17 protein-coding genes are annotated in these 17127 nt (G+C 58.0%); 8 read left to right on the forward strand and 9 right to left on the reverse strand.

What is annotated here, in order from left to right; translation table 11 throughout:
* Positions 1-84: 84 nt before the first annotated feature.
* The gene (locus RUESEDTHA_RS11030; protein ID WP_171122217.1) at positions 85-732 is read right to left on the reverse strand and encodes a response regulator transcription factor; all 648 of its coding nucleotides are present in this window, start codon (positions 730-732) and stop codon (positions 85-87) included.
* Positions 729-2162, reverse strand: coding sequence for a cache domain-containing protein (locus tag RUESEDTHA_RS11035; protein WP_180886783.1), 1434 nt, complete (start codon positions 2160-2162; stop codon positions 729-731). Before RUESEDTHA_RS11035 ends, RUESEDTHA_RS11030 begins: the two co-directional genes overlap by 4 nt.
* A 248-nt stretch (positions 2163-2410) precedes the next feature.
* Between RUESEDTHA_RS11035 and RUESEDTHA_RS11040 the strand changes: the two genes are divergently transcribed.
* From RUESEDTHA_RS11040 to RUESEDTHA_RS11050, 3 genes are all read left to right on the forward strand, one after another.
* Positions 2411-3493: a TRAP transporter substrate-binding protein gene (locus RUESEDTHA_RS11040; RefSeq protein ID WP_171122219.1), complete on the forward strand. Its 1083-nt coding sequence runs from the start codon at positions 2411-2413 to the stop codon at positions 3491-3493.
* 122 nt (positions 3494-3615) lie between these two features.
* Entirely contained in the window at positions 3616-4542 is a 927-nt protein-coding gene (locus RUESEDTHA_RS11045) for a TRAP transporter small permease subunit (protein ID WP_180886784.1), read from the forward strand.
* Positions 4543-4559: 17 nt separating this feature from the next.
* A complete protein-coding gene (locus tag RUESEDTHA_RS11050; protein ID WP_180886785.1) occupies positions 4560-6914 on the forward strand; it encodes a TRAP transporter large permease subunit in 2355 nt (784 codons plus the stop codon).
* Positions 6915-7052: 138 nt separating this feature from the next.
* Here the strand turns inward: RUESEDTHA_RS11050 and RUESEDTHA_RS11055 are convergent, their stop codons facing one another.
* The 4 genes from RUESEDTHA_RS11055 to RUESEDTHA_RS11070 form a co-directional block, all read right to left on the reverse strand.
* Complete coding sequence (locus tag RUESEDTHA_RS11055) at positions 7053-7442, reverse strand: VOC family protein (protein WP_180886786.1); 390 nt, start codon at positions 7440-7442, stop codon at positions 7053-7055.
* A gap of 6 nt (positions 7443-7448) precedes the next feature.
* Complete coding sequence (locus RUESEDTHA_RS11060; protein WP_180886787.1) at positions 7449-8273, reverse strand: arginyltransferase; 825 nt, start codon at positions 8271-8273, stop codon at positions 7449-7451.
* Between the two features lie 78 nt (positions 8274-8351).
* Positions 8352-8783: an RDD family protein gene (locus tag RUESEDTHA_RS11065; protein ID WP_180886788.1), complete on the reverse strand. Its 432-nt coding sequence runs from the start codon at positions 8781-8783 to the stop codon at positions 8352-8354.
* A gap of 67 nt (positions 8784-8850) precedes the next feature.
* Positions 8851-9264, reverse strand: coding sequence for a DUF2852 domain-containing protein (locus RUESEDTHA_RS11070; protein ID WP_180886789.1), 414 nt, complete (start codon positions 9262-9264; stop codon positions 8851-8853).
* 220 nt (positions 9265-9484) lie between these two features.
* Between RUESEDTHA_RS11070 and RUESEDTHA_RS11075 the strand changes: the two genes are divergently transcribed.
* The 4 genes from RUESEDTHA_RS11075 to RUESEDTHA_RS11090 are packed head-to-tail and all read left to right on the forward strand — an operon-like array spanning position 9485 to position 14313.
* Positions 9485-12274: a glutamine-synthetase adenylyltransferase gene (locus RUESEDTHA_RS11075; protein WP_180886791.1), complete on the forward strand. Its 2790-nt coding sequence runs from the start codon at positions 9485-9487 to the stop codon at positions 12272-12274.
* Positions 12261-12533, forward strand: a complete 273-nt coding sequence (locus tag RUESEDTHA_RS11080) for a hypothetical protein (RefSeq protein WP_180886792.1) — start codon at positions 12261-12263, stop codon at positions 12531-12533. The genes RUESEDTHA_RS11075 and RUESEDTHA_RS11080 overlap by 14 nt, the downstream gene beginning before the upstream one ends.
* Positions 12534-12571: 38 nt before the next feature.
* Positions 12572-13774, forward strand: a complete 1203-nt coding sequence (locus tag RUESEDTHA_RS11085) for an RSP_2647 family RNA methyltransferase (protein WP_180886794.1) — start codon at positions 12572-12574, stop codon at positions 13772-13774.
* Positions 13771-14313: an RSP_2648 family PIN domain-containing protein gene (locus tag RUESEDTHA_RS11090; RefSeq protein WP_180886796.1), complete on the forward strand. Its 543-nt coding sequence runs from the start codon at positions 13771-13773 to the stop codon at positions 14311-14313. Before RUESEDTHA_RS11085 ends, RUESEDTHA_RS11090 begins: the two co-directional genes overlap by 4 nt.
* A gap of 94 nt (positions 14314-14407) precedes the next feature.
* Here the strand turns inward: RUESEDTHA_RS11090 and RUESEDTHA_RS11095 are convergent, their stop codons facing one another.
* Positions 14408-15097: a M48 family metallopeptidase gene (locus RUESEDTHA_RS11095; RefSeq protein ID WP_180886797.1), complete on the reverse strand. Its 690-nt coding sequence runs from the start codon at positions 15095-15097 to the stop codon at positions 14408-14410.
* 137 nt (positions 15098-15234) lie between these two features.
* On the opposite strand from RUESEDTHA_RS11095, the gene RUESEDTHA_RS11100 reads away from it, so the two are divergent.
* On the forward strand, positions 15235-15756 hold the full coding sequence (locus RUESEDTHA_RS11100) for a hypothetical protein (RefSeq protein ID WP_180886799.1): 522 nt from the start codon (positions 15235-15237) through the stop codon (positions 15754-15756).
* A 9-nt stretch (positions 15757-15765) separates the two neighbouring features.
* On the opposite strand, the gene RUESEDTHA_RS11105 is transcribed toward RUESEDTHA_RS11100, so the two are convergent.
* Together RUESEDTHA_RS11105 and RUESEDTHA_RS11110 are read right to left on the reverse strand one after the other, a co-directional pair.
* Positions 15766-16950: a VWA domain-containing protein gene (locus RUESEDTHA_RS11105; protein ID WP_171122245.1), complete on the reverse strand. Its 1185-nt coding sequence runs from the start codon at positions 16948-16950 to the stop codon at positions 15766-15768.
* Between the two features lie 3 nt (positions 16951-16953).
* Positions 16954-17124 carry a hypothetical protein gene (locus tag RUESEDTHA_RS11110; protein ID WP_171126576.1) on the reverse strand — a complete coding sequence of 57 codons (171 nt, stop codon included), beginning with the start codon at positions 17122-17124 and terminating at the stop codon, positions 16954-16956.
* Positions 17125-17127: the final 3 nt, after the last annotated feature.

Consider the following 17127-nt stretch of genomic DNA (forward strand, 5'->3'; position numbering starts at 1 on the left):
CGTTCAGAAGGTCCTCCCGCCCATTGTCGCCGCGCCTTTGGCGCGCCTCCGCTGGTTGGCGTGGCAGCGCTGCGCGCTGCGGGATTAAAATCCGGGGCTTGTGCCTTGTAGGACGCCGTGTTCCAACGCATAGCGCGTCAGACCGGCTGTCGATGATATGCCCAGCTTGCGTTTGATGTTCTTGCGGTGCGTCTCGACGGTGCGAACAGAGATATCCAGCGCCTGAGCGACTTCTTTGTTCGACTTGCCTTGCGCAAGCTCCAGCAGGATCGTCTGCTCGCGCCCAGTCAGAGCCTCACGGGTGCTTTCGCCCTTGGGCTGCAACGAGCCACTGGCACCGGTACAAAGGTATTGTTCCCCGCGCATTACGGCGTCGATGGCCTGTTTGATCTCTTCGGTTGGGACATCCTTGAGGACATATCCCTTGGCACCATGACTTAGCGCGGTCGAGATGTATTCCGGGCTGTCATGCATTGACAGGATAAGGATGCGGGTCCGGGGCAGGCGTTCCAGGATGATCTCGGTGGCGCTCAACCCGCCAAGCCCCGGCATATTCAGGTCCATCAGGATGACGTCAGGGGCCAGGTCCGTCGCCTTCTCCACCGCCTCCTGTCCGCTACTGAGCGTTCCAACGACCTGAATCTCGTCATAGCTTTCAAGGATCGACTGAATCCCTTCGGCGACCATCGGGTGGTCATCTACAATAAGGACCCGGATCGTTTGGTCGCTCATGTACCGGCCTTTCGGTTTGGGGTCGCGTCTTCGCGTGGTGGCAACAAATGACTCAGGGGCAGGCTGGCCTCGATCACCGTGCCGCTGCGTGGGCCGCGTGATGACAGAATACGCAAGGAGCCGTCAAGCTGTTCGATACGTTCCTGCATGTTCCGCAATCCGATCCCGGCGCTTGCCTGTCCGGAGTCGCTGCGCAGACCACGACCGTTATCGGTAATGCGCATTGTCGCGCCTTTCTTATGGCCGCGCAAATCAATTGTGACGCGTGTTGCCCCTGAATGGCGCTCAATATTGGTGAGGGCTTCTTGGGCGATGCGATACAGCGCGATCTTGCTGTCCTGATCCAGACGGTTGCGGAAGACAACGGTTGAAAACTCGGTCTCAATCCCGGTGCGTTCGCGGAAATCGTCTGTTAGCGCCTTGAGCGCCGGACCAAGCCCCAGATCGTCCAGTACGCCGGGCCGTAGGTCGCGGCTAATGCGGCGGACCTCGGTGATGGCCGTGCCAAGGTGGTCGATCCCTTTCTCCAACGGATCACGTGCGCCTGCGTCATCACCCCGCGCCAAGCGGCGACGAGCGTTGTCCAAAGCATAGCGCACACCGACCAGTATCTGACTGATTCCGTCATGCAGTTCACGCGCCACGCGACCGCGTTCTTCTTCTTGCGCGTCAAACACACGCTGGGTCAGTTCTTTCAGTTTGGCATCGGCCAGCCTGCGTTCGCGGAAGTTCAACAACATGCCCGAGGCAAAGACGATCAGTACGGCGGCCAGTACGATGCCGCCGATATACATAAAGGTACGCTGAACGCGCGCCTCGACCTCGGCGCGGGCATTGGCGACGGTGGCGACTATATCGTCGATGAAAACCCCGGTTCCCACGGCCCATCGCCAATCTTGCAGGCCGACGACATAGGCGATCATCTGCGCCTCTTCCCCGGTTGAAGGCTTTTGCCACATGAAACTGTGCCAGCCCGCCCCCTGACGGGCGAGGCGGATGAATTCATCAACAACGGGCGTGCCGTCGCTGTCGGTCAGACCTTCCCAGTTGCGGTTGATGAACTGGGTTTGGCGCGGGCTGACCAGATTGTTACCGTCGTAGTCGTAGACGAAAAAGAACCCATCCTTGCCGTAGATCATCGCCGACAGGATTTGGGTCACAAGGTTCTGCGCTACCTTGTCGTCAGTTGATGCGCGGCCATAGATATAAGCGAACCCGTTGCGGGCCTGGGTCACATAGTTGCGCAGTTCTTCCTTCTTGGCCTCGATCAATCTGCGTTCCAGCGCCTGAATCTCGCGCTCGGCCGTTGCGCGGGATTCATACGTCACGAACAGGGCAATCGCTGCGACAGCCACGACCAAGGGAATCGCCGCGACAAGCGACAATTTCTGGCCATAGGTCAGCGAAATCAGATTTCGGAATCCCCTCATGGTCGAATCGATACGCAAGCCAGCGGGAAATTGCAAAATTTTTGAACTTTTGATCGTTATTCCCGGCCATGGGTCAGAAAATTGTGGTGTTTGGCGTCAAATTCACGACCCAAGCCGCCAAAAAACCGCTCCTCCTACGTAGAAGTAGGTATTCACATTCAATTTGGGGTCATTAGGCTGGCGCGCACTGACAACGACTGCCCCCGGCATCGACTGGGGTATTGGATATGTAGGGGAGGAACACTCATATGGATCGTCGTTCATTTCTGAAAACATCTGCTCTGGGCGGCTCGGCTGCTGCGGCCACCACGCTGGCGGCTCCGGCTTACGCGCAGGGCAAGCGCACTCTGACCATGGTGACCTCGTGGGGTCGTGGTCTGGCAGGTGTTTTCGACAGCGCGCAGCGTTGCGCCGACAGCATCACCGCAATGTCTGACGGCAACCTGACCGTTGACATCAAAGCAGCCGGTGAACTGGTTGGCGCGTTCGAGGTCTTCGACGCGGTCTCGTCTGGTCAGGCCGACATGTACCACGCGGCGGACTACTACTTTGTGGGTCAGCACCCGGGCTATGCCTTCTTCACCGCTGTTCCGTTCGGCATGACCGCGCAGGAACTGGTGAACTGGTATTATCACGACGGCGGCATGGAAGCCCATGATGAGCTGGGTCAGATCTTTGGCCTGAAGTCGTTCCTGGCCGGTAACACCGGTGCGCAGGCGGGCGGCTGGTTCTCGAAAGAGATCAACAGCCCCGAAGACTTTAACGGCCTGAAGTTCCGCATGCCAGGTCTGGGCGGTAAAGCTCTGGGTAAACTGGGCGCGTCCGTTCAGAACATCCCGGGTTCCGAAGTGTATCAGGCACTGTCGTCTGGCGCGATCGACGGGACCGAGTGGATCGGACCGTGGGCCGACGAAAAGGCCGGTTTCCAGGAAATCACCAAGACCTACTATACTGCGGGCTTCCACGAGCCGGGTGCAGGTCTGTCGCTGGCGACCAACCGCGACGTGTTCGAGGAACTGACCCCCGCACAGCAGAAGATCATCGAGATCGCTGCCGCCGAAGCGCACCAGTGGAACCTGGCGCAATTCCTGGCCAACAACGGTGCGGCCCTGCAGCGCCTGCAGTCGGGCGGCGTAAAGGTCATGGAATTCCCGGACAGCGTTTGGGATGCCTTCGGCACCGCCAGCCAGGAAGTTCTGGACGAAAACATGGGCGACGAGCTGTTCAAGAAGATCCACGACAGCGCAATGGCTTCGATGGCGGCGTCTTCGGCTTGGTTGAACCTGTCGTCGGGTGCCTACACCGCACAGCGCGACCGCGTTCGCGGCTAATCGCCGGACCTGAACTCAATTGGTTTCCCCGCCGCGTGCGGGGAGACCTTTCCCGTTGCGCATGCAGGGCTCGGACAAGCCAAAAATAAGCTGCGGTGCAACTGACGCGACCTGGGGACAATATGCAGGACGAAAACGGTATCTCGTTCTTCGGCGCCCTGTGGAATGGACTGGTTTGGTTCATTCAGAACATTGCCGAAGCCTTCTATAATTTCGGATATGCCATCACGCATCCGCAACTCTGGCTGAACTGGTCGGACAAAGAAGCCATCATGCGCTTTGTCTATTATGGCGGATCGGTCGAATTCTTCTTTGTGATCTTCACCATCTTTTTGGTTCTGACGGCCATCGGCCTTTATTACCGGAGCTTCATGTGGGGCATGGTGCGCGGTCTTGAGGGGTTCGCCAACACCACTGGGCGTTTCTTTGCATGGGCGGGTCTGCTGATGGTGATCCAGCAAATCGTTATCGTCTTCATGCAGCGCGTGTTCGCGCGGCCGGATATGGCCTTTGGGTTCGGTATCCCGATCCAGATGGATATCAGTTGGTATGCCGAAGAACTGAAGCTGTATAACGCAATGGTCGTGTGCCTGTGCTGTACCTATACCTTCGTGCAGGGCGGTCATGTTCGGGTTGACCTGATCTATGCAGGCATCAGCCATCGGGCCAAGCGTGTGATCGACATGCTGGGTGCGTTGCTCTTCATGATGCCGATGGCGGTGCTGACATGGATGTACGGATGGTACTTCATGTGGCGGCATCTGATCGTGCCGAAGCCTTCGGCCAGCGACACGCTGGATAAACTGGTTCTGAAATCCCGCGCGTTGCGTTGGAATGTGGAAACCATCGGCTTCAGCCCGAATGGGTTCAACGCCTACTTCCTGTTCAAAATCCTTCTGGTGGCCTTCGCAGGCATGGTGTTCCTGCACGCCATTGCATTCCTGTACCGGTCGTATCTGGAATATGTGGAAGGGCCAGACAGCGTTGGAAAATACCTCGACAAGGACAGCCTTGGAGAGGGTGAAGAAGCCTACGAAGGCGCACATTAGGGACGGGGACCCAGACTATGTTATTCGGACTTGATGGCGTCGAGATTGGCCTCATTATCGTGTTCTTCTGCCTTTTCGGAGGCATTCTATCCGGCTTTCCGGTGGCCTTTGCCATCGGTGGGGCGGGGATCATTTCATTCGGGATCATTGCGGCCCTGGACAGTGCCGGGCTGCTGATACATCAAGCGATTGATACCAGCTCACAAGCCTATCGGGACGTGGTGAATTCTGGGATCAAGCCAGATGTGATATCGGTGTTTCGATACCCGGACTTACCGCGCATAGCTGAGCCGGTCTTTGTCTCGGGTTGGGAAACAGCCCTTGACCGCAACGTCTCATTCATCGTGAACCGCATGAATGAACGCGTTCTGGCGGGGCAGTCGATCGAGACTCTGCTGGCCGTGCTGATGTTTGTCCTGATGGGCATCACGCTGGAACGGTCGAAAATTGCAAACGACCTGCTGACGACGATGGCGCGCGTGTTCGGACCGCTGCCGGGCGGTCTGGCTGTGTCGATTGTTGTGGTGGGCGCGTTTCTTGCGGCCTCGACCGGGATCGTGGGGGCCACCGTGGTGACCATGGGCCTGCTGGCGTTGCCGACGATGTTGCGGAACAACTATTCGCCCGAACTGGCGACGGGTGTGATCGCTGCTTCGGGTACGTTGGGGCAGATTATTCCGCCCTCGATCGTGATCGTTCTATTGGGAACTCTGGCGGGAGATTTGTATTCAACCGCTCAGGAAACCCGCGCAGTTGAAGCGGGCTGTACCGACGCGCTGACCTATCTGGGTGAGCCGGCGGTGGTTTCGGTTGGCACATTGTTCCAAGCGGCGCTGCTGCCGGGGATCATGCTGGCCTTGCTCTATGCGCTCTATGCGTTTGGATATGCGTTGCTCAACCCCGACAAGGCTCCGGCTGTTGAACTGTCGGGCGGCAGTGGCGAAGTGATTACCCGCTCAGAAGGTCTGACTTGGCTGTTGGGTGCGCCGGTTGCCTTGATCGTGGGCGCAGTAATGCTGAGTAGTGCCGGTGTCATCGGCAGCCAGAACATCAGCGTTTCGGCGTTCTCTGACATTGGCGAGGGCGCATCGCTGCGCACTAACGTATCTGCGGAATGTAAGGCCTCGATGATCGACCTGCATGGTCAATCCGCCTGGGATCAGGCCGTGGCTGAGCAAGAGGCCATCGACGCCGCAGGTGGAACCAGCGAAGCCACACGACTGACCGAAGAGGAACTGGCCGCTGCTCAGGAAGCCAAAATCGCAGCGGCTGCACCGATCGGAACAGGCGTCGCCGTGATGGTTGTTCTGCTGGGTCTGACGCTGGTCATGGGACGGGGAATTGCACCGTCGCAGTCTACACAGCCCCTGATTGTTGGAGCCATTGGCCTGTTGCTGATGCTATTGGTGGATGTGCTTCTGATCGCGCCGACAACATCGTCCGGGGCAACCTTCCTGCTGTTGGCAGTGCCGTTTGCGCTGGCCATGTATGGCTGTAAGGAAGCTGCGGCGCGGTGCGCGACCAATGATCTGATCCGAGTGGTGTTCCCACCGCTGGTTCTGATCATCGCGGTTCTCGGCTCGATCCTGGGTGGCGTGACCAATCCGACTCCGGCGGCTGCGTTGGGGGCCGGTGGTGCGATCATGCTGGCGGCCTACCGCAAGCTGCAGGATCAGGGACGGTCCGGTAAGGTGATCATCTGGTCGACATTTGCCGTGATCATTGCCCTGCTGATGGGGGTCAACTTTGACCTGCGCATCAATCAGGGCGGTGTGACGGTGGAAACCTGGATTGCCTTCCTCATCGCGTATGGCGCTTACCTGTTCGCCCTGTTCGGCCTGATCTATGGGTGCTGGGTTCTGTTTACCAGCGGCGTTCTGACGCCGGTGGTACGGGAAACCGCCAAGGTGACCTCGATGGTGTTCACCATCCTGATCGGGTCGCAATTGTTGAACCTTGTGGTGATCTCGTTTGGGGGGGAACACTACATTCAGCAATTCCTCAGGAGCTTTGACAACGAGTTCACGGTTTTCCTGATCGTGATGCTGGTCCTGTTCATCCTTGGGTTCGTGCTGGATTTCCTTGAGATCATATACATCGTGATCCCCATCGTTGGCCCGGTGATCTATGGCGGGTCGTTTGATCCGAAATGGGTCACGATCATGGTCGCGGTGAACCTGCAGACCTCGTTCCTGACGCCACCTTTCGGATTTGCCTTGTTCTATCTGAGGGGCGTTGCTCCGAAGGAGGTCACGACGGGGCATATCTATCGCGGGATCATTCCTTTCGTGCTGATCCAGGTGGTCGGAATCGCGATCCTGTGGTTCTTCCCGTCGATTGTGACAATCGTTCCGGATCTGATCCCGAACTGATCTTTGAGTGTCATTCAGTGAAAACGCAAAGGGGGCCTGCTGGCCCCCTTTGCTTTGGTGTTTTGGGAAGGGGCCAGCCCCTTCTTGGCCTGCGGCCAATTCAACCCCGGGATATTTTTGGCCAGATGAAGGGACGGATCAGGTGAATTGAATGAGGTCCCAGCGGTTTCCGAATGGGTCGCGCCAGACAGCGACTTGTCCGTAAGGTTCGTGCCGGGGAGATTCTTCGAAGTGAACGCCTGCGGTGGTCATTTTCGCGTGGTCGCGATCAAAGTCATCGGTTTCCAGAAAGAAGCCGACACGTCCGCCGGTCTGGTTGCCGATTGCTTCGGATTGGTCGGGTCCGTCCGCGCGGGCGAGCAGCAGTGATCCCTGCTTTGATCCTGGAGGTGCGATGCGAACCCATCGCTTTCCTGCGCCCAAGTCAATATCCTGCAGTACGATGAAACTCAGCGTTTTCGTATAAAATGTGATGGCTGTGTCATAATCCGGGACCACCAGCGTCACCGCGTGAAGACTTTGGCGCATTTTGCCTTAGCCCTTGGTCGGGTGGCGGTCGGGCAATTGGATATTGGCTACCTGTTCGGCAATGGGGGCAGTGGACAGTGGATGATGACTGGAGTCAGGCAATTCCGACGGATTGCCGACGTTGACCCATTCGCCCCGAATGTACGCTTCGAGCCCGGAGAAGCGGGCCTTGTATCCCATTTTGGGGCTTCCGGGTACCCAATACCCCAAGTAGACGTATGGCAGGCCAGCTTCACGGGCGATGTCGATGTGATCGAGGATCATGTACGTCCCCAAAGAGCTTTGCGGCTGAGTCGGGTCGTAAAAAGAATAGACCATGCTAAGCCCGTCATCCAAGACATCCGTCAGGCTTACGGCGATCAGGTCACCGGTGGTCGGGTCCGCGTATTCCACGACCCGGCTGCGGATCGGAGTTTCTTCGATCATCGCGGCAAATTCAAAGACATCCATATCGGCCATGCCGCCATCCGCGTGGCGAGTGTCCAGATATCGGCGGAACAGTTCGTATTGTTCATCTGTTGCCCAAGGCGAGTTCGCCTTGCGCTGGAGGTAGGCGTTGCGCTTGATGGCGCGTTTCTGGCTTTTACTGGTGCGAAACTCGGACACGTTTATCCGGGCGGATAGGCAGGCTGCGCAATCGGCGCAAGACGGGCGGTACAGCACGTTCTGCGACCGGCGGAATCCTTGTTGAGACAGCGAGTTGTTGAGCTGATCCGCGCCTTCGCCCTGTAGGGCGGTGAACAACTTACGCTCCATCCTGCCCTCAAGATAAGGGCAGGGTTGTGGGGCCGTCACATAAAATTGTGGCGCTATTGGCAGCGTGTGTCGCATGAATGTTCCAGGTTTCCTGAAACGGATGATAACAACCGATCCCGGTACCGCCAAGTGATTCAAGCAGTTGGATATTTATTACGCGCGCTGGTTGATCATGACCGTTCCAAGGAACGCATCTGTCAGCCCCTGGCACCGCGCGCTTGTCAGCATCATGATGACTGAGATGATCTGTAGGACTGGGAAAGCCATACTGACGAAATAGCCCGCGGTGTGCGCCAAGGCTTTGCCGGTATCCATGCGGGCACCAAAGGAATCGCGCAATTCTATGCCCATGAAACGCATACCCAAAGTGGCAGAGCCATTTGCGATGGTGACAACGCGATAGATAAAGCTTACGACCGCATAGATCAGGGCAAGAATAAACAAGCCCATGCCAAAGGTCAGAAAGATCGCAACTGTGCAGAGCAGCGAGACAAAGGCGATGTCAAACAGCCACGCGACAAAGCGTTTGATCGCCACGGACTGATAAAACTCCGGTTGGCGGTCAGGGTCAGGCAAATGGGTCATGTAGGGAATTTCCGAGTTGTTGTGTGGTTTACCCTGTCCCGATCAGGCGGGGCAGGGCAAGTCTGGATCAGGCGTTTTCGCCTGGATCGCCGTTCTCGCGGGCGCGTTCGTCCATGAACTGATCGAACTCGGCCTTGTCCTTGGCTTCGCGCAGACGACGTAGGAACGCTTCGAAATCCTGTTGTTCGCGCTCCAGACGGGCAAGGGTGTCGGCTTTGTATGCATCAAAGGCGCTGTTGCCCGAGGGTTTCATGGCGCTCATGTGGCTGTGCCAGGTTTTGCGGCGGCTGCAGGACTTGCTGAACATGCGTTTGCTCCAGATCATATAGGCCAGAATAGCCAGGCCTACGGGCCAGAAGAAGATGAATCCAAGGACCATTACAGCGATCCAGGCCCCTTTTCCCTTATCATCAAGCCAGGCTTCGGCGCGGTAGAGCCATCCCGGATTTTCAGGGACGGCGTGGTCGGACAGTGCGGTCATTTGGGGTCTCCGGGTTAATGTAAATTGCGTTCACATCATCTAGATGGGGGGTATGCGGCAGGTTGCAAGGGGTGAATGTGAAAAAGATTTACATCTTGGGCGGGCGGTGCATGGCAAAGCGCCGAGAAAGGGTTAGTTTCCGCTTGCGCAAGGCATTGAAATTACGCCATCTCCTAATTGGGGCTTGAATCCCTTGTATAGTCTTTCCGCCGGAGGGTTAATGTCAGGACCACTCGCCATCCAACGAATGCCTCGACCTTTCGATCCGTCGTTGGGGGCAGAGGCGCGTGCGCTTGTCACTGATCTCGTACCTGAAGCCGGTGAACTTATTGCTGGGGCCGCCGGATCGAGCCCTTATTTGAATGGGCTTGTCGCGCAGGAAAAGGACTGGCTTGCGCAGGCTTTAACCCAGCCAGATCAGGCACTGGCAGATGTGATGCAGGGCGTACGTAATCTGCCAGCGGATCAGTTGAAGCCCGGATTGCGACAGGCCAAACGGCGGGTGGCGCTTTTGACCGCTCTGGCTGATCTGGCCGGTGCCTGGCCATTGGAGAAAGTTACGGCGGCCCTGACGGATTTTGGCGCGCTTGCGGCCGACGTTGCGGCCAAAGCTGAGGTCGCCGCGCTGATCCGGCGGGGCAAACTGCCGGGCATGACTGAGGGTGATGTCGAAACTGCGGCCGGGATGATCATTCTGGCCATGGGAAAGATGGGTGCGCACGAGCTGAACTATAGCTCTGATATCGACCTGATCGTTCTGTTTGATGAAACCCGGTTTGATCCGGACGATTTCTATGATGCGCGACACGGAATGGTCCGGGCCACGCGGAATTTCTGCGCGACGCTCAGCGACAAGACGGCAGATGGCTATGTGTTCCGCACCGATCTGCGTCTGCGTCCCGATCCGGGGGTGACGCCGGTGTGCATCGCGGCTGAGGCAGCCGAACGGTATTACGAAAGCCTTGGCCGCACATGGGAGCGCGCCGCCTATATCAAAGCGCGGCCCTGCGCAGGTGATATCGAAGCAGGACAGCGCTTTTTGGACACGATGCGTCCGTTTGTCTGGCGGCGGCATCTGGATTTTGCCGCCATTCAGGATGCCCATGACATGCGGCTGCGTATCCGCGAGAACAAAGGCACCGGCGGCGCGTTGACCATACCGGGCCATGATATGAAGCTGGGGCAAGGTGGCATCCGTGAGATCGAATTCTTTACACAGACCCGCCAGTTGATCGCCGGAGGGCGCGACCCAGATCTGCGGGTTCGTGGTACAGTGCTCGGGCTGGCAGCATTGGCTGACAAGGGCTGGGTTCCACAGGATGTCGCGGAAAAGCTGACCGACCATTATCGCGCTCATCGGGATGTCGAACATCGGATTCAGATGGTCCACGATGCCCAGACCCACAAGGTACCTCAGTCGCCTGATGGGATCGAACGTGTCGCCTGCCTTATGGGGATCGACAGCGCCGAACTGACCGGGGACCTGACCCGCCGCCTGACCGAAGTCCACGAGCTGACCGAAGGGTTCTTTGCGCCTGGCTCGTCTACGCCGAAACCTGCCGGAGAGGCCGGGTTTGATCAAAGCGTTCTGGCACGCTGGCCCACCTATCCCGCGTTGCGATCGCAACGGGGCGCGCATATTTTTGAAAGGCTCAAGCCCGAGCTGCTGTCGCGCCTTTCGAAAACCGCGAAACCGGACGAGGCGCTGTTGGCACTGGATGGGTTCCTTTCGGGCTTACCGGCGGGCGTACAGCTATTTTCGTTGTTCGAAGCCAACCCTCACCTGATTGACCTGCTGATCGACATTGTCGGAACCTCTCATGCGTTGGCGGCGCACCTGTCGCGTAATTCTTCGGTGTTTGATGCGGTGATTGGGGGCAGTTTCTTTGACGACTGGCCGGGGCGATCTGCTCTGCAAGCCGATTTGCAGCAGGCATTGGCGCAGGAAGGGGATTATGAAAGCCAGTTGGACCTCGCGCGGCGCTGGTGCAAAGAGTGGCACTTCCGGGTCGGTGTGCATCACCTGCGTGGATTGATCGACGGGGCGCAGGCCGGACAGCAATATGCGGAACTGGCAGGGGCCGTAATCGCCGCGATCCTGCCATGCGTGGAAGAACAATTCGCCCTGAAACACGGACCCGCGCCGGGACGTGGGGCTGCCGTTTTGGGCATGGGGTCGCTTGGCGCTGGCAGGATAAACTCGCAATCCGATCTGGATATCATCCTGATCTACGATCCACTGGATCAGGACATGTCTGACGGCCCGCGGCCCTTGGCAACCCGGACTTACTATGCCCGGTTCACGCAGGCGCTGATTACGGCGCTGTCTGCGCCTATGTCTCAGGGCAGGTTGTATGAGGTGGACATGCGCCTGCGCCCTTCTGGCAATCAGGGCCCCGTGGCGACAAGTTGGGCGAGTTTCACCAATTATCAGCGAAACGAAGCGTGGGTTTGGGAACATCTCGCCCTGACCCGCGCCAGAGTCGTGGCGGGCGATCCGGGGCTGTCCAAGGATATTGAGGCGTTTCGCGCAGAACTCCTGTCCCGCCCCCGAGACCAAGTGCAGATATTGAACGATGTGGCAGAAATGCGGGCCCGTTTGGCGGCGGCGAAATCCCCGTCCGGTATTTGGGACGCCAAGAATGGCGCAGGGCGTATGATGGATATTGAGTTGATGGCCGAAACCGGAGCCTTGCTGTCCGGTGAGACCAAGCACGATGTTCACGCTGGGTTGGACGGCGCGGTCGCTGCCGGGCTTTTGGACGTCGCGCAGGCGCAAACGCTTAAAGAATGCTACGATCTATGTTGGTTTGTGCAATGTGCGGCTCGGCTGCTGTCCGGTAAGGTGATCGAAGCGGACAAAATAGGCCAGGGCGGATCAGATTTCCTGTGCCGGGCCACTGGGTTCGAACAGGTTGAACAGCTTCAGGCCGCGCTGCAGCAGAGGTATTCAAGCGCTGCCGAAATTATCGCCAGCGTGATCAAGGAGGACGGCAATGGCGCGCAGTGACGATCCGAACGACCACAAAGGTCTTATCCGCGAAGCCTATCGCATTGATGGCATCACTTTGCCGGAATGCCGCTCTATCTTTCTGGACTGGGCGCTCAGCCTGCCTGCGGAACGGGATCAGGCTCAGGCGCTGGTAGACCTACACGCCGCCTATTCAGCACAGGCTACGGATCATCCTATGACGCAGGTTCTGGCCGAAGGTCTGCAAGCCGCTAAAACCCCCAAAAGACGCGGTGGATGGCGTTCGCGTTCGCGCTAGGGCTTTTCCCAGCGGGCAATCGGCACTAAGAGGGCGCCATGACCCAAGCCGCCGATCGCCCCCGTATTCGCCTGAAACCCAAAGCCAACGCACGCGGGCTGCGCCATGGCTTTCCCTGGGTCTATGCAAATGACATCGTGACCGACCGCCGGACGCGTAAGATCGAGGCCGGTGCCCTTGCGGTTCTCGAAGACGAAAAGCGCTCGCCCATTGCGCTGGTCGCGGTGAACCCGAACTCTAAAATCATGTGCCGCGTTCTGGATCGCGATCTGGAAGCCACATTGGATTCCGATTGGTTTGAGACCCGTCTGAGCCGCGCGCTTCAGATGCGTGAACGGCTGTTTGACGCGCCATATTATCGCCTGATCCATGCCGAAGCGGACGGTTTCCCCGGTGTGATCATCGACCGTTTCGGTGACGCCTGCGTTATTCAGCCAAACGCGGCTTGGGCAGAAAAACACCTTGAGGTTCTGACCGACGCTCTGGTTTCTGTGACGGGCGTTTCGGTCGTGTTGAAAAACGCTTCGGGCCGGACACGCGGCCTTGAGGGGTTGGATGATGCTAACCTCACGTTGCGCGGCAAGGCCCCCGATGACCCGCTGCCGGTTCCAATGAATGGCGCGACCTACATGGCCGATCTAACCGGCGGGCAAAAGACCGGTCTTTTCTACGATCAGCGCCCCAACCATGCGTTTGCCGCGCGTTTGGCGCAACCAGGCGCGCAAGTGTTGGATGTTTTTAGCCACGTTGGTGGGTTTGGTCTTGCGATGCTGGCCGGGGGTGCGGCGCACGCGCTGTCCGTCGATGGCTCAGCCGCCGCTTTGGAGCTGGCCACCAAGGGTGCGCAAGCCTCGGGTTTTGACGGCAGGTTCGACACTCGGCAAGGCGACGCCTTCGATGTTCTGACACAACTGGGGCAGGAGGGGGCTCAATTCGACGTCGTTATCTGTGACCCGCCGGCCTTTGCCCCGTCGAAACAGGCACTGGACGCGGGGCTGCGCGCGTATGAGCGTGTGGCGCGACTGGCCACGCCACTGGTAAAGGCGGGCGGTTATCTTGGCCTCTGCTCATGTTCGCACGCGGCTGACCTTGGTCGGTTCCGCGATGCTTCTTCGCGCGGGATTGGTCGGGCAGGGCGGCAGGCGCAGCTTATCTATACCGGGTTTGCCGGACCCGATCACCCGCAATTGCCACAATTGGCCGAAAGCGGTTACCTCAAAGCTGTGTTCTATCGTCTGTGAAGGCCGTTCTTGATACCTGCGTCATCTATCCGACGGTGATGCGTGAGATGCTGCTGGGTGCAGCCAAACTTGGTCATTTCACACCGATCTGGTCTGCGCGCATTCTAGAAGAATGGGCGCGCGCGGCCCGTAAACTTGGCCCTGAAGGTGAGGCGCAAGCCCGCGCTGAAATCGCTTTGACCCAGGCAAACTGGCCAAATGCCATACACGCGGAGAACCCAGGTTTAACGCAGCGGCTATGGCTACCCGACCCGGCAGATATTCACGTTCTGGCAACGGCTGTTTCCATGTCCGCGGATGTCATCGTTACCGTGAATGCAAAGGACTTTCCAAGGAATATCCTTTCGGAAGAGGGGCTTGAGCGTCGCGATCCCGACGCGCTACTGCATCGGTTCTGGTCAGCAAACCCGGTCGACATGGCCGAGCTCGCCGACAGTGTTCTGGCCGAAGCCAACCGTCTGTCGGGCGACCAATGGAACCTCCGGGCGCTGATGAAAAAAGCCCGGCTTCCGCGTTTGGGCAAAGCACTCACACGTTAGCTCAGGATCCATCTGCATCTGGCCGTAAATACCCAGAGAAGCCGCGCTAGGGTCGAGCGACGATGGCATTGGGGCGGCCCCCCGATGTCGCAGCTTATCCGCCCGCGCCCCAACGCTGTTCAAGTGCCTCAAGCGCCGCAATACGCTCATCGGTTTTGGGATGGCTCATCAGCCAAGCGGGGGTCACACCTGCGCGTTGTTGCGTCAGATCTTCGAGTTTGTGAAACAGGGACTTTTGCGGCCCGATTCCGATCCCGGCCTTGGTCAGCAATGCGGCGGCGTATTCATCGGCCTCATACTCGTCCCCACGCGACAGACGCGAAGCCAGAAGATGGGTGAGCATGTTTGCGATCCATGCTCCTATGAATGGGATGAAACGGTTCAGCAACATCATCAGCGCCGCCCGGAGCGCATTCTGCCCCGAGAAATCAATCATGCGACGCCGGGCATGGCCTAGCGCAACATGGCCAAGTTCATGCGCAATCACGCTGGCCATTTCTTCGGCCGAAACCTCACCATTGCTGAATTTACGGTAGAACCCGCGCGTTATGAAAATCCGACCATCCGGTGCGGCAAGCCCGTTCACCGGGTCGATCTCGTAGATATAGACCGGCACGCGGTCGATCCCCAGCGCCGCCGCAAGCCGATCCGTCATGCGTTTGAGTGCGGGATCGGCCAGTTCGGTTGACTTGGCGTCCAGTTCCCGGTGGGTGCGCCAGACAGAAATTCGATACATGACAACGGCATAGGCGATTGCCAAAAGTATTGGGGTTAGGCGAAACATTGTTCAGATATGGCCCTGCGCTGCGGGATAAGCAAGCCGCGAAACTTGTCAGAACGAGAAGTGCATTTAGTCCTAATTCTGCCAACTTGTCTGCTTAACACGCAAGGAGGCAAGATTCTTTAAGGTATGCAGAAAAGATGAAGAACTTTATTTTCCGGCTATATACATTCGGTTTGAAAGCGCAGGGAAAGTATGGGCTGTTGGTATCAGCTCTTTTGGTATGGGCGTTGATTGCCCGGTTTCCCGAGGCACATGGCCTTGTTCACATGATCGTGCTTTCCGGACTTGGTCTTGTGGTCGGAGCGCTTATGGGAATTGGGCGCTTAACTCCGTCGTGGCTTGAGGATCCCAATAGCCTTTTGAAAGGCGGTGGCATCTTTGTCGCCTCAACGCTTGTCATGTTGCTGTACATTTTGGTTGGCATGATGGCCGTCATACCATGGGAGATAGAAGAGCCGTTGTCTCGGTCGCTTGCTATGTTGGCGTGTCTGCCAACCCTGCTTTTTGCTAATATCTTCGGCTGGGCTGCGCTTATTTATGGCATCGTTGGCCGTCCAAGCAGTCCGCCTCCGCAAATTGAAACCGGTTGGAAAATGCCCGAAAAATCAGACGAAGAGGTCGACTTGCGAAGCCTCAGGCATTCGCGCATGACCCGCTGATCCTTTGGGTCAGCGCGTCAGTTCCTTCATTCCCTGTTCCAGCCCGGCCAGTGTCATCGGCACCATGCGGTCTTCGAATATCTCGCGGACCATATTGATCGAGTGGGTGTACTGCCAATACTTCTCGGGCACCGGATTGATCCAAAGATGCGATGCCCACTGTTCGCGGGCTCGTTGTAGCCAGACCTGACCGGGCTCTTGATTCCAGTGCTCGCTTGCGCCGCCGGGATAGGCGATCTCATACGGGCTCATGGATGCATCCCCTACAAAGATGCACTTGTAGTCGGGGCCATAGGTCCGCAGCACCTCGTGAGTCGGGGTTTGTTGATCCCAACGACGTACATTGTCCCGCCAGACGCCTTCATACAGGCAATTGTGGAAGTAGTAGTATTCCAGATGTTTAAACTCGGTCCGCGCAGCCGAGAACAGTTCTTCGACCACCTTGATATGCGGGTCCATTGATCCGCCCACGTCCAGAAACAGCAGGACCTTTACGGCATTGTGACGCTCGGGCCGGGTTTTGACGTCCAGATAGCCGTGCTCGGCCGTGGCGCGGATTGTGCCGTCCAAGTCCAGCTCATCCGCCGCACCTTCGCGGACCCAACGGCGCAGGCGCTTCAGGGCCACCTTGATATTACGCGTTCCCAGTTCGACCGTGTCATCCAGGTTCTTGAATTCACGCTTGTCCCAGACCTTGACCGCGCGTTGGTGGCGGCTTTCCTTCTGGCCGATACGAACGCCTTCAGGGTTATAGCCATAGGCCCCGAACGGTGATGTTCCGGCGGTGCCGATCCACTTGTTACCGCCCTGATGGCGGCCTTCCTGATCCTTGAGCCGCTCGCGCAGCTTTTCCATCAGCTTGTCAAACCCGCCAAGTGCCTCGATCTCGGCCTTTTCTTCGTCTGACAGGTGCTTTTCGGCCATCTTCGCCAACCACTCGGCCGGGATGTCGACGGCTTCCAAAACCTGATCAAAGCTGATTTCTTCCAGCCCTTTGAAACTGGCGGCAAATGCCTGGTCGAATTTGTCGATGTTGCGTTCGTCTTTCACCATCGACACGCGGGCAAGATAATAGAACGCCTCGACGTCATAGGTCGCGAGGCCCTTTTTCATACCCTCCAGAAAGGTGAGGTACTCGCGGAGCGAAACGGGAATACCGGCTTTGCGGAGATTTTCGAAGAAGGGCAGGAACATGGCTCAGACCACCAAACGAACAAGGATGAGGGAAAGTACAAGGCCGACCAAGGCAAAGGCAATGCCGTAACCTGCTGCGTATTGGGCAATATCCGCCGTGCTGCCGTTGCGCTTGCGCGCGGTCAATGCCCCAAGGATAGCCCCAAGGATTGCCATGCCCAGAACCACTACCATGCG

It is taken from the genome of Ruegeria sp. THAF57, from assembly GCF_903914075.1.
Classification (GTDB): Bacteria; Pseudomonadota; Alphaproteobacteria; order Rhodobacterales; family Rhodobacteraceae; genus Ruegeria.

Bases quoted from the DNA above. Each gene is read 5' to 3' on its own strand.
- RUESEDTHA_RS11035 (WP_180886783.1), bottom strand. From the start codon at position 2,162: ATGAGGGGATTCCGAAATCTGATTTCGCTGACCTATGGCCAGAAATTG.
- RUESEDTHA_RS11065 (WP_180886788.1), bottom strand. From the start codon at position 8,783: ATGACCCATTTGCCTGACCCTGACCGCCAACCGGAGTTTTATCAGTCC.
- RUESEDTHA_RS11060 (WP_180886787.1), bottom strand. From the start codon at position 8,273: ATGCGACACACGCTGCCAATAGCGCCACAATTTTATGTGACGGCCCCA.
- RUESEDTHA_RS11030 (WP_171122217.1), bottom strand. From the start codon at position 732: ATGAGCGACCAAACGATCCGGGTCCTTATTGTAGATGACCACCCGATG.
- RUESEDTHA_RS11075 (WP_180886791.1), top strand. From the start codon at position 9,485: ATGTCAGGACCACTCGCCATCCAACGAATGCCTCGACCTTTCGATCCG.
- RUESEDTHA_RS11100 (WP_180886799.1), top strand. From the start codon at position 15,235: ATGAAGAACTTTATTTTCCGGCTATATACATTCGGTTTGAAAGCGCAG.
- RUESEDTHA_RS11080 (WP_180886792.1), top strand. From the start codon at position 12,261: ATGGCGCGCAGTGACGATCCGAACGACCACAAAGGTCTTATCCGCGAA.
- RUESEDTHA_RS11070 (WP_180886789.1), bottom strand. From the start codon at position 9,264: ATGACCGCACTGTCCGACCACGCCGTCCCTGAAAATCCGGGATGGCTC.
- RUESEDTHA_RS11095 (WP_180886797.1), bottom strand. From the start codon at position 15,097: ATGTTTCGCCTAACCCCAATACTTTTGGCAATCGCCTATGCCGTTGTC.
- RUESEDTHA_RS11110 (WP_171126576.1), bottom strand. From the start codon at position 17,124: ATGGTAGTGGTTCTGGGCATGGCAATCCTTGGGGCTATCCTTGGGGCA.
- RUESEDTHA_RS11045 (WP_180886784.1), top strand. From the start codon at position 3,616: ATGCAGGACGAAAACGGTATCTCGTTCTTCGGCGCCCTGTGGAATGGA.
- RUESEDTHA_RS11050 (WP_180886785.1), top strand. From the start codon at position 4,560: ATGTTATTCGGACTTGATGGCGTCGAGATTGGCCTCATTATCGTGTTC.
- RUESEDTHA_RS11085 (WP_180886794.1), top strand. From the start codon at position 12,572: ATGACCCAAGCCGCCGATCGCCCCCGTATTCGCCTGAAACCCAAAGCC.
- RUESEDTHA_RS11105 (WP_171122245.1), bottom strand. From the start codon at position 16,950: ATGTTCCTGCCCTTCTTCGAAAATCTCCGCAAAGCCGGTATTCCCGTT.
- RUESEDTHA_RS11055 (WP_180886786.1), bottom strand. From the start codon at position 7,442: ATGCGCCAAAGTCTTCACGCGGTGACGCTGGTGGTCCCGGATTATGAC.
- RUESEDTHA_RS11040 (WP_171122219.1), top strand. From the start codon at position 2,411: ATGGATCGTCGTTCATTTCTGAAAACATCTGCTCTGGGCGGCTCGGCT.